Raw genomic sequence first — 17,084 nt, 5'->3', positions numbered from 1 at the left:
CCGGGCCACACGGCCACTTGCGCGATCCGCCTACGGACACGACCCGGGGCTTTGGCCTAGCTTGGAGGACCCGTCGTCATCCTGCCTCCGGAGCCCCATCGCCATGACCGAACCTGCCGTCCATCCCAGCGCGCCTTCCGCCCGTTCGCCCCTGCCCCGGCCGTCGACGCTGATCGTCGTCACGGCACTGGTCATCGGCCTCGCGGGCCTGGGGCTGGCCGCGGCGGGCGCATGGCTCGTCACGCTCGGCGGCTCGTGGTACTACCTCGTCGCGGGCGTGGGCCTGCTCGCGGCCGCCGTGCTGCTGCCGCGCGGCGGCGGCGCGGGTCTGTGGGTGTACGCGCTGGTGGTGGCATTCACGCTCGCCTGGGCGCTGTGGGAAGTGGGCTTCGACTGGTGGCCGCTCGCGGCACGCGGCGATGTGTTCTTCGTCATCGGCGCGTTCCTGCTGCTGCCCGCGGTCGCGCGCGCGCTCGGCCGCCGGCGCGCCGCGGGCATCGCGCCCGCGCGCGGCTTCCTCGGCGTGGTGCTGCTGGCCTTCCTGGTGGCCGCCGCGGTCTCGCTGATGCGCCAGCCGCACCGCATCGAAGGCACGGCCACGCCACCGGCCGCGCCGGCAGCAGCGGCCGCGGGCAGCCCCGCGCCCGCCGCCGACGACTGGACCGCCTACGGCGGCAACGCCATGGGCCAGCGCTATTCGGCGCTCGACCAGATCACGCCGGCCAACGTCGGCCAGCTGCAGGAGGCATGGCACTTCCGCACTGGCGACGTGCGCGGCCAGCCCGGCGATCCGGAAGAGACCACCTTCGAGGTGACGCCGCTGAAGATCGGCGAGCGGCTCTTTCTCTGCACGCCGCACCAGTCGGTGGTGGCGCTCAATGCGACCACCGGCGCGCAGCTCTGGCGCTACACGCCGGAGATCAAGCGCCCGCTCGCGCTGCAGCACCTGACCTGCCGCGGTCTGTCGTACGACCCGGGCAGTGCGGTGCGGCCGGCGCCCACGAGCACGCCCGCGCCCACGCCCACGCCTGCAGGCGCACCCGCCGCACCCGCTGCGGCCGGCGACTGCGACGCCAAGCTCTTCATGCCCACGGCCGACGGCCGCGTGATCGCGCTCAACCCCGAGAACGGCAAGCCCTGCATGCGCTTCGGCGGCGGCACCGGGCAGATCGACCTCTGGAAGAACATGCCCAACGTCAAGCCCGGCTCGTACTACTCGACCTCGCCGGTGGTGGTGACGCGCTCGCTCGTCATCGTCGGCGGCACGGTGCTCGACAACGTCTCGACCCAGGAGACCTCGGGCGTGATCCGCGCCTTCGACATCGACACCGGCGCGCTGGTCTGGAACTGGGACGCGGGCAACCCCGAGCAGACCGCGCCGATCGCGCCCGACGCCACCTACACCCCCAACTCGCCCAACAGCTGGTCGATCTCGAGCGTGGACGAGTCGCTCGGCATGGTCTACGTGCCCATCGGCAACCAGCCGCCCGACCAGTGGGGCGGCAGGCGCAGCGAAGGGGCCGAGCGCTACTCGTCCTCGGTGGTGGCGCTCGACCTCGCCACGGGGCGCGTGCGCTGGAGCTTCCAGACCGTGCACCACGATCTCTGGGACTACGACGTGCCATCGCAGCCCACGCTGATCGACCTGCGCGTCGGCAACGAGACCGTGCCCGCGCTGGTGCAGCCCACCAAGCAGGGCGAGCTCTTCGTGCTCGACCGGCGCGACGGTAAGCCGGTGGTGAAGGTGCACGAGCGCCCCGCGCCGCAGGACGCGGCCGAGGGCGACCATGCCTCGCTCACGCAGCCGGTGTCGGACCTCTCCTTCGATCCGCCCGCGCTCACGCCGGCCGACATGTGGGGCGGCACGGTGTTCGACCAGCTCGCCTGCCGCATCGCCTTCCATCGGCTGCGCTACGAGGGCCGCTTCACGCCGCCGTCGACGCAGGGCTCGCTGATCCATCCGGGCAACTTCGGCGTCTTCAACTGGGGCGGCATCGCGGTCGATCCGCAGCGGCAGCTGGCCTTCACCACGCCGGCCTCGCTCGCCTTCGTGTCGAAGCTGATCCCGCGCGCCGACGACACCACGCTCTACGTGCAGGGCAAGGACCGGCCCAACGACAGCCTGCCCGCGCTCAACGAGAACTTCGGCGCGCCGTTCGCGGTGAAGCTCAGCGCCTTCACCTCGGTCCTCGGGCTGCCCTGCCAGGCGCCGCCCTGGGGCTACGTGGCCGGCGCCGACCTGCGCACCGGCCGCGTGGTGTGGAAGCACAAGAACGGCACCGTGCGCGACAGCTCGCCGCTGCCGCTGCCCTTCAAGATGGGCGTGCCCAGCCTCGGCGGGCCGATGATGACGGCCGGCGGCGTGGCCTTTCTCTCGGGCACGCTCGACTACTACCTGCGCGCCTACGACGTGAGCAACGGCAAGGAACTCTGGCGCAGCCGCCTGCCCGCGGGCGGCCAGGCCACGCCGATGACCTACCGCGGCAGCGACGGCCGCCAGTACGTGGTGGTGGCCGCGGGCGGGCACGGCTCGCTGGGCACGAAGACGGGGGACAGCGTGATCGCGTACGCATTGCCGAGGCGCTGAAATGCGGGATCGGACAGCCGGACGCAGAGGACGCGAAGGTTTCGCGAAGGACGCGAAAGGAATCCAATCAAAAATTTTCTTGGCTGTTCTTTGGCGTCCTTCGCGGAACCTTCGCGCTCTTCGCGTATGGAAATCCGCTTTCTTGCAGCCTTCAACCCGCCGCCTCGTCCCGCCAGCCGCGCAGGCGGCGGTAGAGCGTGCCGCGCGAGACGCGCAGTTGCCGCGCGGCCTGCGAGACGTTGCCGCCGTGCGCGGCGAGGGTGTCCTCGATGAGCTTGCGGCTGTGTTCGCGCAGCGTCTCGGCGTGCGGTGACGCCGATGGCTGCCTCGCGGCGTGGTCGGCGTCGTCCGCCACTGCGGCGGGCGCCGCGAGCGCGGGCGCGCTCTCGCCCGGCAGCGCCACCGCATGGCGGAAGTCGGTGCCGTCGGCGGCCTTCAGGTGCGCCTGCACCCACACGCCCAGGCCGCTCGCCAGGCGCAGCGGCTGCGCCGCGTCGCGCCGCTGCAGCCGCAGCAGGCTCGCGAGGTCGTGCCCGAGCATGGCTTCGACGTCGCGCTCGCCCGCTTCTTCGGGCAGGCGGCCGATCAGACGCGCGCCGGCGCCGTTGAGCCAGGCCACGGTGCCGTCGGGCGCCACGCCGGCCAGCGCCTCCATCGGCGTGCCCAGCAGGTTGGGGCTGGCCTGGAAGCGCAGGATCAGGTGGTCGCGCGACTGCGCCTGCAGCAGCCGGTTCTCGATGATGGTGGCGTAGAGCGCCACCATCGAGGCCGCATCGAAGCCGAAGCGCCGCGCCTCCACCGTCAGGTCGAGCACGCCCGCGAGCCGGCCCGCCACGTCGCGGATCGGCGCCGCCGCGCACTGCATCTGGCCCAGCACCTCGAAGTAGTGCTCCGCGCCGTCGACCGTGCAGGCCTGGCCGGTGGTCGCCACGATGCCCGGCGCGGTGGTGCCGACGATGCGCTCGGAGATGTTCACGCCCACGCGCGCGGTCTTGCGCAGCACCGGCTGGTGCGCCGCGGCCGGCTGCTGCGTCACGTGCACCACCACGCCTTCGCGGTCGGTCAGGATCACGCGGCAGTCGGTGCCCGCGAGCGCGCTTTCCATGCTCGCGAGTTCCTGCCGCGCGACGTCGAGCAGTTCGCGGTTGCGTGCCAGCGTGGCATGCAGGCGGCTCGGCGTGACCGCGTCGAAGGGCACGATGCGGCGCCGGTCGCTGTGGTTGCGCGTGCAGCGCAGCCACGACTGGATCACCGCCTCGCCGACCAGGCCCGAGGGGCGCACGCCTTCCTCGAAGAACTGCTGCCGCGCGAGCGCCACGCGCTGCGCCGGGGTGCTGGAGAAGAGTTGGCGCGGCGCGTCGGCCGTGCCCAGTCGCTCGAAAGCCATGCGGTTCGCTGCTCCTCGGACGCGGGGTTCGGGAAAGGGCGGTGCGCGTGGCTGCCGCCCCTGCGAATGTGTTCCGCAATGGAACAGCGCCGGACTGGGGAAATCCCGAGGGTGAACGCGGGCGCCGCGCGAACGATCCTTGCGGCACAAAGGAGACCCACGATGAAAAGAATCCACTCCGGCCTGCGCATGCTGGCGGGCGCCGCACTGTGCCTCTTCGCCGCATCGGCCGCCCTGGCCCAGCAGGGCACGCCTTCGGCACAGGAGCGCGCCGCGGCCGCGATACAGCGCGTGAACGGCAGCTTCATCCAGGCCAATGCCGCGCAGAAGAAGACGCCCGACTGGCCGAGCTACGGCCTCGACCATGCCGAGACGCGCTTCAGCCGGCTCGACCAGGTCAACGCCGGCAACGTCAGGCAGCTGGGCCTGGTGTGGTCGTACAACCTCGAGTCCACGCGCGGCGTCGAAGCCACGCCGCTCGTGGTCGACGGCATCATGTACGTCACCGCCTCATGGAGCGTGGTGCATGCCATCGACACGCGCACCGGCCAGCGCCTCTGGACCTTCGATCCCGAGGTCGACCGCTCGAAGGGCTTCCGCGGCTGCTGCGACGTGGTCAACCGCGGCGTGGCGCTGCACGAGGGCAAGGTCTTCGTCGGCGCCTACGACGGCCGGCTGATCGCGCTCGACGCCGCCACCGGCCGCAAGGTCTGGGAGAAGAACACCATCGAGGGGCAGAAGGGCTCCTACACCATCACCGGCGCGCCGCGCGTCTTCAAGGGCAAGGTCATCATCGGCAACGGTGGCGCCGAATACGGCGTGCGGGGCTACGTCACGGCCTACGACGCCGCCACGGGCGAGCAGAAGTGGCGCTGGTTCACCGTGCCGGGCGATCCGTCCAAGCCCTTCGAGGACGAGTCGATGGCGCGCGCCGCGAAGACCTGGGACCCCTCGGGCAAGTACTGGGAGGCCGGCGGCGGCGGCACCGCCTGGGACACCATGGCCTTCGACCCCGAGCTCAACCTGATGTACATCGGCACCGGCAACGGCTCGCCGTGGGCGCACAGCAAGCGCAGCCCCAAGGGCGGCGACAACCTCTACCTCAGTTCGATCGTGGCGCTCGACCCCGACACCGGCAAGTACGTGTGGCACTACCAGGAGACGCCCGGCGACAACTGGGACTACACCTCCACGCAACCCATGATCCTGGCCAACCTCAAGATCGGCGGCAAGGAGCGCAAGGTGATCCTGCATGCGCCGAAGAACGGCTTCTTCTTCGTCATCGACCGCACCAACGGCAAGTTCATCTCCGCGAAGAACTTCGTCGAGGTCAACTGGGCCACCGGCTACGACGCCAGCGGCCGCCCGCTCGAAGTGGCCGCCGCGCGGCAGAACCAGAAGCCCGGCGACAGCATTCCCGGGCCCTTCGGCGCGCACAACTGGCATTCGATGTCGTTCAACCCGCAGACCGGGCTCGCCTACATTCCCGCGCAGCACATCCCGCTCAACCTGATGGACGACAAGGACTGGAAGTTCGACCAGAACGCGCCCGGCCGGCCGCATGCGGCGCTGGGCTGGAACACCGCCATGTTCCTCAACGCCGAGCCGTCCAAGGCCAAGCCCTTCGGCCGCCTCGTCGCCTGGGATCCGGTGAAGCAGAAGGAGGCCTGGGGCGTGGACCACGTCTCGCCGTGGAACGGCGGCACCCTCACCACCGCGGGCAACCTGGTGTTCCAGGGCACGGCCGACGGCCGCCTCGTGGCCTACAACGCGAAGACGGGCGAGAAGCTCTGGGAGACGCCCACCGGCACCGGCGTGGTCGCCGCGCCTTCGACCTACATGGTCGACGGCAAGCAGTACGTGTCGATCGCGGTCGGCTGGGGCGGCGTCTACGGCCTCGCGCAGCGTGCCACCGACCGCCAGGGCCCGGGCACGGTCTACACCTTCGCGATCGGCGGCACCGCGAAGATGCCCGACTTCGTGCAGTACCGCGCGGGCAAGCTGCTGCAGGGCGTGAAGTACGACCCCGCCAAGGTGCAGGCCGGCACCATGCTCTACGTGAGCAACTGCGTGTTCTGCCACGGGGTGCCGGGCGTGGACCGCGGCGGCAACATCCCCAACCTGGGCTACATGGATGCCGCGTACATCGAGAACCTCGACAAGTTCGTGCTCAAGGGTCCGGCCATGTCGCGCGGCATGCCCGACTTCACCGGCAAGCTCTCCACCGACGACATCGAGAGCATCAAGGCCTTCATCCAGGGCACGGCCGACGCGATACGGCCGAAGTAGCCCAAAAGAAAAGCCGCCCTCCAAAGAGGGCGGCCTTGCATTTCAATCCAGGAACACCGCGGAACCGGCTTCGCCGGGCCGCTGGTGTTGCCCCCGGTAGGGGGTTGGCGAAGCGGACACGAAGTGCCGCGCAGCCTGGGGGCGAGCAACAATCAGTCTGCGTAGACGCCGGCGGCCTTGATGATCGGGCCCCATTTGGCGATCTCGGCCGCGACGAACTTCTTGTGCTCGGCCGGCTGCGTGCGGTTGTCGGTCGTGATCACCGCGCCCAGGCCTTCCTGGCGCTTGATGAAGCCCGGGTCCTTCATGGCGGCCACGATCGCCTCGTTGAGCTTCTTCAGCACCGGCGCCGGCGTGCCCTTGGGCGCGTACACGCCGTGCCAGATCGTGACCTCGAAGCCCTTCAGGCCCGACTCGTCGAGCGTGGGCAGGTCCTTCAGGGCCGGCGTGCTCAGGCGCTTGCTCGTGGTGACGGCATAGGCCTTGACCTTCTTGGCCTCGATCTGCGAGGTGGTGTTGGTGGTCTGGTCGCACAGCAGGTCGATCTGGCCGCCCAGCAGGTCGGCGATGGCCGGCGCGGTGCCCTTGTACGGCACCGGCGTCATCTCGGTCTTCATCGCGCTCTGGAACAGCAGGCCGCACAGGTGCGAGGCGGCGCCCAGGCCGGCGTTGCCGAGGTTGATCTTGCCCTTGTTGGCCGCGATCCAGGCGGTCAGTTCCTTGTAGTTGTTGGCCGGCAGCGTGGGCTTGCCGATCAGCGTCATCGGCACTTCGTTGACCATGCCGAGGTATTCGAAGTCGGTCTCGACGTTGAACGGCAGCTTGCGGTAGAGCGCCGGCATCGTGGACATGCCGATGTGGTTGAGCAGCAGCGTGTAGCCGTCGGGTGCGGCGCGCGCCACCTTGGCGGTGCCGATCGAGCTGCCGGCGCCGGCGGTGTTGTCGACCACGATCGTGGTGCCGAGCGTCTTCTGCAGCGACTCGGCCAGGTCGCGCGCGACGCGGTCGGTCGGGCCGCCGGCCGAGAACGGCACGACCAGCGTGACGGTCTTGCCTGCGGGGAAATCCTGGGCGTAGGCGCCGACAGCCGCTGCGGCGATCGCCGTGAATGCAAGCAATTTCTTCATGTGAACTCCCAAAACGGTTGGATGGTGAAAAGCGGGCGCGATCTTAATGGCTGCCCGTGGGGCGCCTCATCCCCAATAGCCCTTAGTTCCGTGCACGAATGAGCACTTTACTCAGGCATGATGCGCGCCTTGCCAAACGCGCCCGGGGAGGGGCGCGAAGAAAAACCACAACACCGGCGGCGCCTGCCGCCTTTTCGAGGAGGAATTTCCACATGGATCCATGGGTCTATCCGCGCGAGCGTTCGCTCGGCACCATCACGCTCGTGCTCGGCCTGCTGGCCTGGGCCATCCTGGTGCTCGGCACCTTCGGCATCGCACTGGTCTACGTGCTGCTCGGCTTCATCGGCTACGTGTTCGCGCAGTCGGCCGTCATCGCCTGGATCAAGGGCACGGCCGTGAAGCTCTCGCCCACGCAGCTGCCCGAGCTGCATGCGCGCTTCCTGGACTGCTGCACCCGGCTCGGCATCGCCCAGCCGCCCGAGGCCTACCTGCTGCACGGCGACGGCATCTTCAACGCCTTCGCCACGCGCTTCTTCGGCCGCAACTTCGTCGTGCTGCTGTCCGACGTGGTCGATGCGATGGAGGCCCAGCCCGACGGCATCAGCTTCTACATCGGCCACGAGCTCGGCCACATCCGCCGCGGCCACCTCACGGGCCACATCTGGCGCGCGCCCGTGCTCTGGCTGCCGCTGCTCGGCCCGGCCTATTCGCGTGCCAAGGAATACACCTGCGACCTGCACGGCGCCGCCTGCTGCCTGCAGGCCGACTCGGCACCCCGCGCGCTCGTGGCGCTGGCCGCCGGCGCGCAGCAGTGGCGCCATGTGAACCTGCAGGGCTATGCCGACCAGTCGGCGGGCAACAGCGGCTTCTGGGCCTCGTTCCACGAGCTCGTGGCCGGCTATCCCTGGCTCACCAAGCGCGTGGCGCGTGCGATCGATCCGGCCGCGAAGCTGCCCAGCCGCAACCCGCTCGCCTACCTGCTCGCGATCTTCGTGCCCTACACCGGGCGCGCGGGCGGCGGCGCGCTGGCGCTGGTGGTGGTCGTGGCGGTCATCGGCGTGCTCGCCGCGGTCGCCCTTCCGGCCTACAAGGAGTACGAGGCGCGCACGACGGTCTCGGCGGCCTGGGCCGAGGCCGCGCCGGTGCGCATGGCGCTCGAGGACTACTACAAGGAGAGGGAAGAGATTCCCGACTCGCTCGCCACCGCGGGCCTGGCCGAGACCTTGCCGAGCGGCGCTGCGATCACGCTCGATGCCGATTCGATGGTGGTCGACATCACGCTGCCCAAGTCGACCGGCACGTTGCGCATGGAGCCCTCGGCGACCGAAGACGGCATCGCCTGGCACTGCGTGGCCGGCGACGACCTGCCCCAGAAGGCGCTGCCGGCGAGCTGCCGCAAGTAGCAGGGCAAGGCCCGCCAGCGGGCCGGGGCGAAGGCCCAAACCCGAGCCCGCCGCGCGGGCTTGCCCATGGCGCGCTTGCGGGCGGCGCGCCGACGTGGTCCCCTTGTCTCCGGAAACCACCATCCACTCCGGAGACATCTTCCATGCCATTGAAGCTCAAGGACCCGGGCCTGCTGCGCGAGCAGGTCTTTCTCGCCGGCGACTGGGTGAGCGCCGACGACGGCGGCACCGTGCCCGTGACCAACCCCGCCAACGGCGAACGCATCGGCAGCGTGCCGATGTGCGGCGCCGCCGAGACCGCGCGCGCCATCACCGCGGCCGAGACCGCGCAGCGCGCCTGGGCCCGCACGCCCGCGAAGGAGCGCTCGGCCATCCTGCGCCGGCTCAACGACCTGATGCTCGCGAACGTCGACGACCTCGCGCTCATCATGACCACGGAGCAGGGCAAGCCGCTCGCCGAGAGCCGCGGCGAGATCGCCTACGCCGCCTCCTTCATCGAATGGTTCGCCGAGGAGGCGCGCCGCGTCTACGGCGACACCATTCCCGCGCCGCAGGCCGACCGCCGCATCCTCGCGCTCAAGCAGCCCGTGGGCGTGACCGCCGCGATCACGCCGTGGAACTTTCCGGCCGCGATGCTCACGCGCAAGGCCGGCCCCGCGCTGGCCGCGGGCTGCGCGATGGTGGTCAAGCCCGCCACGCAGACGCCGTTCTCCGCGCTCGCCTTCGCCGAGCTCGCGCAGCGCGCCGGCGTGCCCGCGGGCGTGCTGTCGGTGCTCACCGGTTCCGCCAGCAAGATCGGCGGCGAGATGACGCGCAGCCCCGTCGTGCGCAAGCTCAGCTTCACCGGCTCCACCGAAGTGGGCCGCACGCTGATGAAGCAGTCGGCCGACACCATCAAGAAGCTCTCGCTCGAGCTCGGCGGCAATGCGCCCTTCATCGTGTTCGACGATGCCGACATCGATGCCGCCGTCGAAGGCGCGATGGTGTCGAAGTACCGCAACACCGGCCAGACCTGCGTGTGCGCGAACCGCATCTACGTGCAGCGCGGCGTGCTGGAAGCCTTCACGCAGAAGCTGGTGGCGCGCGTGCGCGCGCTCAAGGTCGGCGACGGCACCGAGCCCGGCGTGAACCAGGGTCCGCTGATCGACGGCAAGGCCGTCGAGAGGATCGAGCAGCACGTGGCCGATGCCGTGGCCAAGGGCGCGACGGTGCTCACCGGCGGCAGGCGCCATGCGCTCGGCGGCCTCTTCTACGAACCCACGGTGATCGGCGGCGCCACCGCCGACATGCTGTTCGCGCGCGAGGAAAGCTTCGGCCCGCTCGCGCCCGTGTTCGCCTTCAACACCGAGGAAGAAGCCGTCGCCGCGGCCAACGACACCGAGTTCGGCCTCGCCGCGTATTTCTACAGTCGCGACATCGGCCGCATCATGCGCGTGGCGGAAGCGCTGGAGTCGGGCATCGTCGGCGTGAACACCGGCCTCGTCTCCACCGCCGAGGCGCCGTTCGGCGGCGTCAAGCAGTCGGGGCTCGGCCGCGAAGGCTCGAAGTACGGCATCGACGACTACCTGGAGGTGAAGTACGTCTGCCTCGCGGGGCTCGACCGCTGACACGCCGCGTAAGCGAAGTTTTCCGACCGTCGAGCTGTCCGACAAGCGGAGCCGAAAGCTGCCGATGCGCGGGTCGGGTGCGGGGCCTAGGGTGAACCTTTTCGTGGTCGCGATTCAGCGGCCTCCGACAACAACCACCTTCAAGGAGTCTTCACCATGCCCAGCACCACCACCACTTCATCGCTCGACGGAATGAAGGTCGCCATCCTCGTGTCCGACGGCTTCGAGCAGGTCGAGATGACCGAGCCGCGCAAGGCGCTCGAAAGCGCCGGCGCCGAGACGCTGATCGTCTCGCCGCTCGACGGCAGCGTGCGCGGCTGGAAGCACCTCGATCCGGCCGACACCTTCGAGGTCGACGTGCCGCTCAAGACCGCGAACGCCGAGGACTTCGATGCGCTGCTGCTGCCCGGCGGCGTGGTCAACCCCGACGCGCTGCGCATCGACGAGAAGGCCGTGGCCTTCGTGCGCGCCTTCGTCGAGGCCGACAAGCCGATCGCCGCGATCTGCCATGGCCCGTGGACGCTCATTGATGCGGGCGGCGTGAAGGGCCGCAGGATGACCTCGTGGCCTTCGCTGCGCGCCGACCTGCAGAACGCGGGCGCGAAGTGGACCGACAAGGAGGTCGTGGTCGACCGCGCGCTCGTCACCAGCCGCAAGCCCGACGACCTGCCGGCCTTCAACCGCGAGATGGTCAAGCAGTTCGAGCTCGCCTACGAACCCGAGATTCATTGACCGGCGCACCGTCGGGCGCCGCGGGCCCGGCGCCGCGCACGCCGACGTAGCGCGCCCGCGGCCGTATCAATTGCCCGGCGGCCTGCTGCTCCAGCACGTGGGCCGTCCAGCCCACCGTGCGCGCGAGCGCGAACAGCGTGAGCGGCGCATCGGCCGGCAGCCTGTGCGCGGTCGCGAGCGCGGCGAGCGCGAAGTCGATGTTCACCGCTTCGCCGAGCAGCTTCTCGCCGGCCGCACGCAGCGCGGCGAACGCGGGCGGCAGGTCGATGTGCGCCAGCAGCGCGGCGCAGCGCACGTCGCCCTGCGGATAGAGCGGATGGCCGAAGGCCGCGAGCGGGCGCTCGTGCGCGAGCCATTCGCGCAGCGCCGCTTCGCTGCCGATCGCGGCGGCGCTGCGCACCAGCGCCTGCACGGCCGCCGCCGCGCCGCCGTGCATCGGGCCGGTCAGCGTGCAAAGTCCGGTGAGCAGGCAGGCCGCGAGCGAGGCGCCTGTCGACGCGGTCACGCGCGCGGCGAAGGTGGAGGCGTTGAGTTCATGGTCGGCCAGCAGCACGAGCGCGCGGCGCAGCACGTCGGCCGCGCGCGGGCGCCGCCATGCCGCCGCAAGCCGTGCGTGCAGCGGCGCGGCCGCCGACCCGGCCGGGCCGAGCAGCGCATCGGCGAGCGTGCCGATCACTTCGGCCGCCTCGACCTGCAGCACCGCGCGCGAGCGGCCGCGCGAGGGCAGGTCGCTGCCGGCGCGCGCCGCAATCGCGAGCAGCCCGGCCTGCAGCGGCGCGGCGGATGCGGCGCCCGCGCTGCGTGCCTTGGGCGCCGGCATCGCCATGAAGCGCGGCGGCGCGCATTCCCACAGCAGCCCCGCCGCCTCTTCGAGCGTGGCGCGTTCGGCCAGCAGGGCCGCATCCTGTCCGCGGTACCAGAGCCTTCCTTTCTCCACCGTCGACACGGTCGAGGGCAGCACCGGCTCGCCCCACCGGATCGCCTCGCTCGCCACCGCCTCGCTGCTGCGCCGCCCGCGCGTGCGCGCCGCGATGCGCTGCACGTCGTCGCGGTGATAGAGGCTGCGGCGCGGGTCGGCCGCGTCGGGCTTGGCGCGCACGCGGCCGCGGCTGACGTTCGCGTACAGCGTCTGCGGCCGCACCTGCATGAGCGCGAGGGCCTCGGCGGCGGGCAGCCAGAGCGGTGTCTTGCTTGTCATGTTGATGCAATTAATCAAGATTGACGTCAATGCTAGCGCGGCCAGAATCGTTGCATCGTGACAGACGCAAAGCAAGGAGCAAGGCGATGAATGAAGACGATGGCCTCGAAGGTGTGGTGGCCGCGCACACGGTGTTGTCCGAGGTGGACGGCGCGGCCGGGCGGCTGGTGATCCGCGGCCACGCGCTCGGCGAGATCGCGGGCCGCTGGCGGTATGAAGACGCGGTGGCGCTGCTGTTCGAGGGCTTCTTCCCGGGCCCCGCGCCCAGGGCGGACGCGCTCGCCCGCGCGCGCCGCGAAGCCTTCGAGCGCCTGCAGCCCGGTGATGCCGCGGCGCTCGGCAAGCTGCCGCCGATCGAGGCGGTGCGTGCGCTGCTGGCGCGCCTGCCCGATGGCGACGACCTGGCGACCGCGCTGCGCCTGGTCGCCGCGCCGGCCGTGTACACCGCCGCCGTGATGCGCTGGCGCCTCGGCGTGCCCGCGCTCGCGCCCGACGAATCCCTGCCGCAGGCGGCCGACATGCTGCGCATGCTGCACGGCCGCGCGCCGAGCGAGGCGCAGGCCGCCGCGCTCGACACCTACCTCGTCACCGTGTGCGACCACGGCCTCAACGCCTCCACCTTCGCCGCGCGCGTGGTCGCGTCCACCGGCGCGGGGCTCGCGTCGGCCGTGCTCGCGGGCATCAGCGCGCTCAAGGGACCGCTGCATGGCGGCGCGCCGGGGCCGGTGCTCGATGCGCTCGACGCCATCGGCAGCGCGGCCAATGCGCGCGCCTGGCTCGAAGGCGCAGTGGCCGGCGGCCAGCGGCTGATGGGCTTCGGCCACCGCATCTACCGCGTGCGCGATCCGCGCGCCGATGCGCTCAAGGCCGCGCTGCGCCGGCTCAGCGCCGAGGGCGGCGTCGATGCCTCGCGCTTCGCACTGGCCGAGGCCGCCGAGCACGCCGCGCTCGCGATCCTGCGCGAGCAGAAGCCCGGCCGCGCGCTGGAGACCAACGTCGAGTTCTACACCGCGCTGCTGCTCGAGGCGCTCGGCTTCGGCCGCGAGAGCTTCACTTGCGTGTTCGCGGCCGGCCGCGTGAGCGGGTGGATCGCCCATGCGCGCGAGCAGGTGCAGAAGGGGCGGCTGATCCGGCCGCAGTCGGTGTACGTCGGTCCGGCGCCGGAGAAGGAGCGCGACGCGCCCGCGCTCGCGCACTGAGCGCACGCCCCCATCATCGGATCGCCGCCCCGCGTTCCGGTACGCTCGCCGCTTTCGCATCGCCCGTGCCCTCGCGCGCCGGGCGGTGCGTCCATACAGGCGAAAGTATTCCTACCGATCCCATGGCGGCCCATCCTTCTTCCTTCTCGCCCTCTTCATCGTCTGCTTCGCCGGAGCGCGCCTGGCGCCTGCCGCGCCACTTCGCGTGGATCGCGGTGGCCGTGGATGCGTTGCTGTTCGTCGCGGGCATGGCCGTGCAGCTGCTGCCTGCGTCGCCGCATGGCGAGCAGATGCGCGGCGTGTATGCGCAGCCGGGCGTGTGGATCCCGATGCTGTCGCGCGTGGCCACGGTGTGGCTGCTCGCCGCCACGCTCGCCTGGTGCCATGCGCGCCATGCGCTGGAGCGGCGCGGCGCCGCCCGCATCGCGCAGCTTCGTGCGCCGGGCCTGCGCTTCGGCGCGGTGTACCTCGCGGTGATGCTGCTCAACGTGGTGGTGCTGAGCCCCTTGCTCTACCAGGTGCAGCTGCTCTTCATGCCGGGCGGCTCGCTGTACGGCAGTTTCGACATGCACGGCATGCAGTCGGTGCTGGCCTTGTCGCGGCTGATGCATGCCGTCGTGCAGGCGATCGTCATCGTCGCGGGCGTGTGGCTCGCGGCCTGGTTCGCGCTGCGCGAGCGCGGCCTGTCGTCGCCAGCCACGGAGGCGCCCGACCATGCGGCCGGATCGACGCGCAGCGCCGTGGCGCTGGTGGTGGCCGCCATGTTCGCGGCGCTGCAGATGTGGCTCGGCAACGTGCTGAGCGGCTGGGTCGACACTTCGCGCGACACCGACCTGCTGCCGCTGCTGCTCGCCTGGGTCGGCGCGCCGCTGCTGGTGGTCGCGCTCGCGTTCTGGGGCGGCTGGCTCGGTGCCGCGCCGGGGCCGGCGCAGGTGCGACCGTTCCGCGCCGTGGGTGCCACGGTCTCGGCCTTCGTGCTGCTGCAGGTGGCCTGCGTGGCGCTCGCGGCGGGCGGGCTGCTTTGGATCGCGAGCGCGAGCCAGATGGGCCGCAGCAGCGACAGCCGGCTGCTGATGCTGGGCCTCGCGATGGTGGCGATCTACCTCGTGCTGCTGGTGGTGCTGGTGCGCACCGTGGTGCGCGCGTTCTACCGCCGCCTCTACTTGTAGCTGCGCGCGTCCTCGATCACCTTGCCATCGTTCGGCAGGCTGCCGGGCGCCACCAGTTCGATGGTGCCGCGCAGCTTGGTGACCTCGCGCACCGCGTCGGCGATGCGCTCGGCCAGGCCCTCGGGCGCACCGGCGCATTCGAGGCGGAACGCCATCTCGTCGTTGCCCATCTCGCCCGAGACCACGAGCCGCGCGCGCTGCACCTCGGGAAAGCGGCGCACGATCTCGGCCACCTGCGAAGGATGGACGAACATGCCGCGCACCTTGGTGGTCTGGTCGGCGCGGCCGAGCCAGCCCTTGATGCGCTTGTTGGTGCGGCCCGTGGGGCAGCTGCCCGCGAGCACGGCCGAGAGGTCGCCGGTGCCGAAGCGCACCAGCGGATAGTCGGGGTTGAAGGTGGTCACCACGATCTCGCCCACCTCGCCGTCGGGCACCGGGTCGCCGGTGCCGGGGCGCACGATCTCGAGCAGCACGCCTTCGTCCACCACCAGCCCTTCGCGCGCGCTGGTCTCGTAGGCGATCAACCCCAGGTCGGCGGTGGCATAGCACTGCGTGCCCTGCACGCCGTGCGCCGCGATCCAGTCGTGCAGGCTCGGCGGAAAGGCCTCGCCCGAGACCAGCGCCTTGGTCAGCGAGGGCAATTTCAGGCCCTTTTCCTCGGCCTTCTCGAGCAGGATCTTGAGGAAGCTCGGCGTGCCCGCGTAGCCGTCGGGCCGCAGGTCGACGATCGCTTCGAGCTGCTGCTCGGTCTGGCCGGTGCCGCCCGCGAACACGGTGCAGCCCATGGCGCGCGCGCCACTTTCCATGATCGAGCCCGCGGGCGTCATGTGGTAGCTGAAGCTGTTGTGGATCAGTTCGCCGCTGCGGAAGCCCGCCGCATGCAGCGCACGCGCGGTGCGCCAGTAGTCGGGCGCCTCGCCCTCGGGTTCGTAGATGGTGCCCGGGCTCGCGAACACGCGCGGCATGCGCACGCCGCGCCCGATGGCCGAGAAGCCGCCGAAGGGATCGTTCGCGCGCGCCTGCTTCTGCCGTTCGAGCAGTTCGGACTTGCGCGTGACCGGCAGCTTCGCGAGCGCTTCGCGCGTGGTGACGTCGGCCGGCCTCACGCCGTCGAGGATCTTCGCGAAGGCCGGCGCCGCGGTCTGTGCCTGCGCGATCTGCTTCGGCAGCGCGGCGAGCAGGTCGCGTTCGCGCTCGGCGGGGTCGCGGATTTCGAGGGCGTCGTAGTGGTCGGTCATTCCGTACCCTTCATCTGTCAGTTCGGTTTCGCTGCGGCGGATTCGCTCGGGGCGCGTGCGCAGGCCAACGGGTTCTCCCCTCCGCGAATGTCCCCCGGCCTGCGGCCTCCTCCTTTATTTCGCTGCGGGGAGCACCCGATGCCCTGCACAGGACACGCGGCTGGTTCGCGGCCGATCGACAAGAGCGCTGAACGATCACGTCGATGGGGTGCCTTGCGCAGCGAAATAAAGGGGGAGGCCGCAGGCCGGAGGACATTCGCGGAGCAAGGTACCCCGTCGGCGTGATCGCACCCGCGGAGATTGCGGCGCCCAGTCATGCGAGCCACCGTTTGCGGCGCTTGTAGCTCTTGACGTCCTTGAAGCTCTTGCGGTCGGCGCCGCCGACGCCGAGGTAGAACTCCTTCACGTCCTCGTTCTCGCGCAGGCTCTGCGCGGCGCCGTCCATCACGATGCGGCCGTTCTCGAGGATGTAGCCGTAGTCGGCATAGCGCAGCGCCATGTTGGTGTTCTGCTCGGCAAGCAGGAAGGTCACGCGCTCCTTGGTGTTGAGGTCCTTCACGATCTCGAACACCTCCTCCACGATCTGCGGCGCGAGGCCCATCGAGGGCTCGTCGAGCAGCACCATCGTCGGATTGGCCATCAGCGCGCGGCCGATGGCGCACATCTGCTGCTCGCCGCCCGAGGTGTAGGCGGCCTGCGAGCTGCGGCGCGTCTTCAGGCGCGGGAAATACGCATAAACCTTCTCCAGCGTCTGCTGCACCGCGGCCTTGCCGTCGGTGCGCGTGTAGGCGCCGGTCATCAGGTTCTCCTCGATCGTCAGGTGCGCGAAGCAGTGGCGCCCCTCCATCACCTGGATCAGCCCGCGCTGCACCAGCGCGGCCGGGGAGAGCGCCTCGATGCGCTCGCCGCGCAGCTCGATCGTGCCCTTGGTCACCGCGCCGCGCTCGCCCGCGAGCAGGTTGCTCGCCGCGCGCAGCGTGGTCGTCTTGCCCGCGCCGTTGCCGCCGAGCAGCGCCACGATGCCGCCGTCGGGCACCGTCAGCGACACGCCCTTGAGCACGAGGATCACGTGGTTGTAGATGACCTCGATGCCGTTGACGTTGAGGAGGATGTTGGGTTGGCTCATGGTGTGATCCGAAGCATTCGCC

The 17,084-nt window shown here is 70.8% G+C and carries 12 protein-coding genes; 7 read left to right on the top strand and 5 right to left on the bottom strand.

The window, feature by feature from the left end; all coding sequences use genetic code 11:
- Window positions 1-103: 103 nt before the first annotated feature.
- Window positions 104-2,587, top strand: coding sequence for a membrane-bound PQQ-dependent dehydrogenase, glucose/quinate/shikimate family (locus M2165_RS08495; RefSeq protein WP_280814221.1), 2,484 nt, complete (start codon window positions 104-106; stop codon window positions 2,585-2,587).
- A 151-nt stretch (window positions 2,588-2,738) separates the two neighbouring features.
- On the opposite strand, the gene M2165_RS08490 is transcribed toward M2165_RS08495, so the two are convergent.
- Window positions 2,739-3,974 (bottom strand): helix-turn-helix domain-containing protein, encoded by a 1,236-nt coding sequence (locus tag M2165_RS08490; RefSeq protein WP_280814220.1) that lies wholly within the window; start codon window positions 3,972-3,974, stop codon window positions 2,739-2,741.
- Window positions 3,975-4,136: 162 nt separating this feature from the next.
- Between M2165_RS08490 and M2165_RS08485 the strand changes: the two genes are divergently transcribed.
- Complete coding sequence (locus M2165_RS08485) at window positions 4,137-6,263, top strand: PQQ-dependent dehydrogenase, methanol/ethanol family (RefSeq protein WP_280814219.1); 2,127 nt, start codon at window positions 4,137-4,139, stop codon at window positions 6,261-6,263.
- A gap of 152 nt (window positions 6,264-6,415) precedes the next feature.
- Here M2165_RS08485 and M2165_RS08480 read toward each other — a convergent pair whose 3' ends face one another.
- Window positions 6,416-7,390, bottom strand: a complete 975-nt coding sequence (locus M2165_RS08480) for a tripartite tricarboxylate transporter substrate-binding protein (protein WP_280814218.1) — start codon at window positions 7,388-7,390, stop codon at window positions 6,416-6,418.
- 212 nt (window positions 7,391-7,602) lie between these two features.
- On the opposite strand from M2165_RS08480, the gene M2165_RS08475 reads away from it, so the two are divergent.
- From M2165_RS08475 to M2165_RS08465, 3 genes are all read left to right on the top strand, one after another.
- Window positions 7,603-8,793: a M48 family metallopeptidase gene (locus M2165_RS08475; RefSeq protein ID WP_280814217.1), complete on the top strand. Its 1,191-nt coding sequence runs from the start codon at window positions 7,603-7,605 to the stop codon at window positions 8,791-8,793.
- Window positions 8,794-8,936: 143 nt separating this feature from the next.
- Window positions 8,937-10,400 carry an NAD-dependent succinate-semialdehyde dehydrogenase gene (locus M2165_RS08470; protein ID WP_280814216.1) on the top strand — a complete coding sequence of 488 codons (1,464 nt, stop codon included), beginning with the start codon at window positions 8,937-8,939 and terminating at the stop codon, window positions 10,398-10,400.
- Window positions 10,401-10,556: 156 nt separating this feature from the next.
- A complete protein-coding gene (locus tag M2165_RS08465) occupies window positions 10,557-11,132 on the top strand; it encodes a type 1 glutamine amidotransferase domain-containing protein (protein ID WP_280814215.1) in 576 nt (191 codons plus the stop codon).
- Here M2165_RS08465 and M2165_RS08460 read toward each other — a convergent pair.
- Window positions 11,092-12,330 carry a citrate synthase gene (locus M2165_RS08460; RefSeq protein ID WP_280814214.1) on the bottom strand — a complete coding sequence of 413 codons (1,239 nt, stop codon included), beginning with the start codon at window positions 12,328-12,330 and terminating at the stop codon, window positions 11,092-11,094. The genes M2165_RS08465 and M2165_RS08460 overlap by 41 nt on opposite strands.
- 86 nt (window positions 12,331-12,416) lie before the next feature.
- On the opposite strand from M2165_RS08460, the gene M2165_RS08455 reads away from it, so the two are divergent.
- Together M2165_RS08455 and M2165_RS08450 are read left to right on the top strand one after the other, a co-directional pair.
- Window positions 12,417-13,529, top strand: coding sequence for a citrate synthase/methylcitrate synthase (locus M2165_RS08455; RefSeq protein ID WP_280814213.1), 1,113 nt, complete (start codon window positions 12,417-12,419; stop codon window positions 13,527-13,529).
- A gap of 122 nt (window positions 13,530-13,651) precedes the next feature.
- Window positions 13,652-14,698: a hypothetical protein gene (locus M2165_RS08450; RefSeq protein WP_280814212.1), complete on the top strand. Its 1,047-nt coding sequence runs from the start codon at window positions 13,652-13,654 to the stop codon at window positions 14,696-14,698.
- On the opposite strand, the gene M2165_RS08445 is transcribed toward M2165_RS08450, so the two are convergent.
- Complete coding sequence (locus M2165_RS08445; RefSeq protein ID WP_280814211.1) at window positions 14,689-15,936, bottom strand: AMP-binding protein; 1,248 nt, start codon at window positions 15,934-15,936, stop codon at window positions 14,689-14,691. The two genes, M2165_RS08450 and M2165_RS08445, sit on opposite strands and share 10 nt — an antisense overlap.
- A gap of 313 nt (window positions 15,937-16,249) precedes the next feature.
- Window positions 16,250-17,062, bottom strand: coding sequence for an ABC transporter ATP-binding protein (locus M2165_RS08440; protein WP_280814210.1), 813 nt, complete (start codon window positions 17,060-17,062; stop codon window positions 16,250-16,252).
- Window positions 17,063-17,084: the final 22 nt, after the last annotated feature.

Source organism: Variovorax sp. TBS-050B (assembly GCF_029893635.1).
Taxonomy (GTDB): Bacteria; Pseudomonadota; Gammaproteobacteria; order Burkholderiales; family Burkholderiaceae_C; genus Variovorax.
This window is presented reverse-complemented; position numbering and strand designations above follow the sequence as displayed.

What these genes read in the sequence shown, in the direction of transcription:
- M2165_RS08450 (WP_280814212.1), top strand. Translation starts at nt 13,652, where the DNA reads ATGGCGGCCCATCCTTCTTCCTTCTCGCCCTCTTCATCGTCTGCTTCG.
- M2165_RS08490 (WP_280814220.1), bottom strand. Translation starts at nt 3,974, where the DNA reads ATGGCTTTCGAGCGACTGGGCACGGCCGACGCGCCGCGCCAACTCTTC.
- M2165_RS08465 (WP_280814215.1), top strand. Translation starts at nt 10,557, where the DNA reads ATGCCCAGCACCACCACCACTTCATCGCTCGACGGAATGAAGGTCGCC.
- M2165_RS08495 (WP_280814221.1), top strand. Translation starts at nt 104, where the DNA reads ATGACCGAACCTGCCGTCCATCCCAGCGCGCCTTCCGCCCGTTCGCCC.
- M2165_RS08445 (WP_280814211.1), bottom strand. Translation starts at nt 15,936, where the DNA reads ATGACCGACCACTACGACGCCCTCGAAATCCGCGACCCCGCCGAGCGC.
- M2165_RS08470 (WP_280814216.1), top strand. Translation starts at nt 8,937, where the DNA reads ATGCCATTGAAGCTCAAGGACCCGGGCCTGCTGCGCGAGCAGGTCTTT.
- M2165_RS08475 (WP_280814217.1), top strand. Translation starts at nt 7,603, where the DNA reads ATGGATCCATGGGTCTATCCGCGCGAGCGTTCGCTCGGCACCATCACG.
- M2165_RS08440 (WP_280814210.1), bottom strand. Translation starts at nt 17,062, where the DNA reads ATGAGCCAACCCAACATCCTCCTCAACGTCAACGGCATCGAGGTCATC.
- M2165_RS08460 (WP_280814214.1), bottom strand. Translation starts at nt 12,330, where the DNA reads ATGACAAGCAAGACACCGCTCTGGCTGCCCGCCGCCGAGGCCCTCGCG.
- M2165_RS08485 (WP_280814219.1), top strand. Translation starts at nt 4,137, where the DNA reads ATGAAAAGAATCCACTCCGGCCTGCGCATGCTGGCGGGCGCCGCACTG.
- M2165_RS08455 (WP_280814213.1), top strand. Translation starts at nt 12,417, where the DNA reads ATGAATGAAGACGATGGCCTCGAAGGTGTGGTGGCCGCGCACACGGTG.
- M2165_RS08480 (WP_280814218.1), bottom strand. Translation starts at nt 7,390, where the DNA reads ATGAAGAAATTGCTTGCATTCACGGCGATCGCCGCAGCGGCTGTCGGC.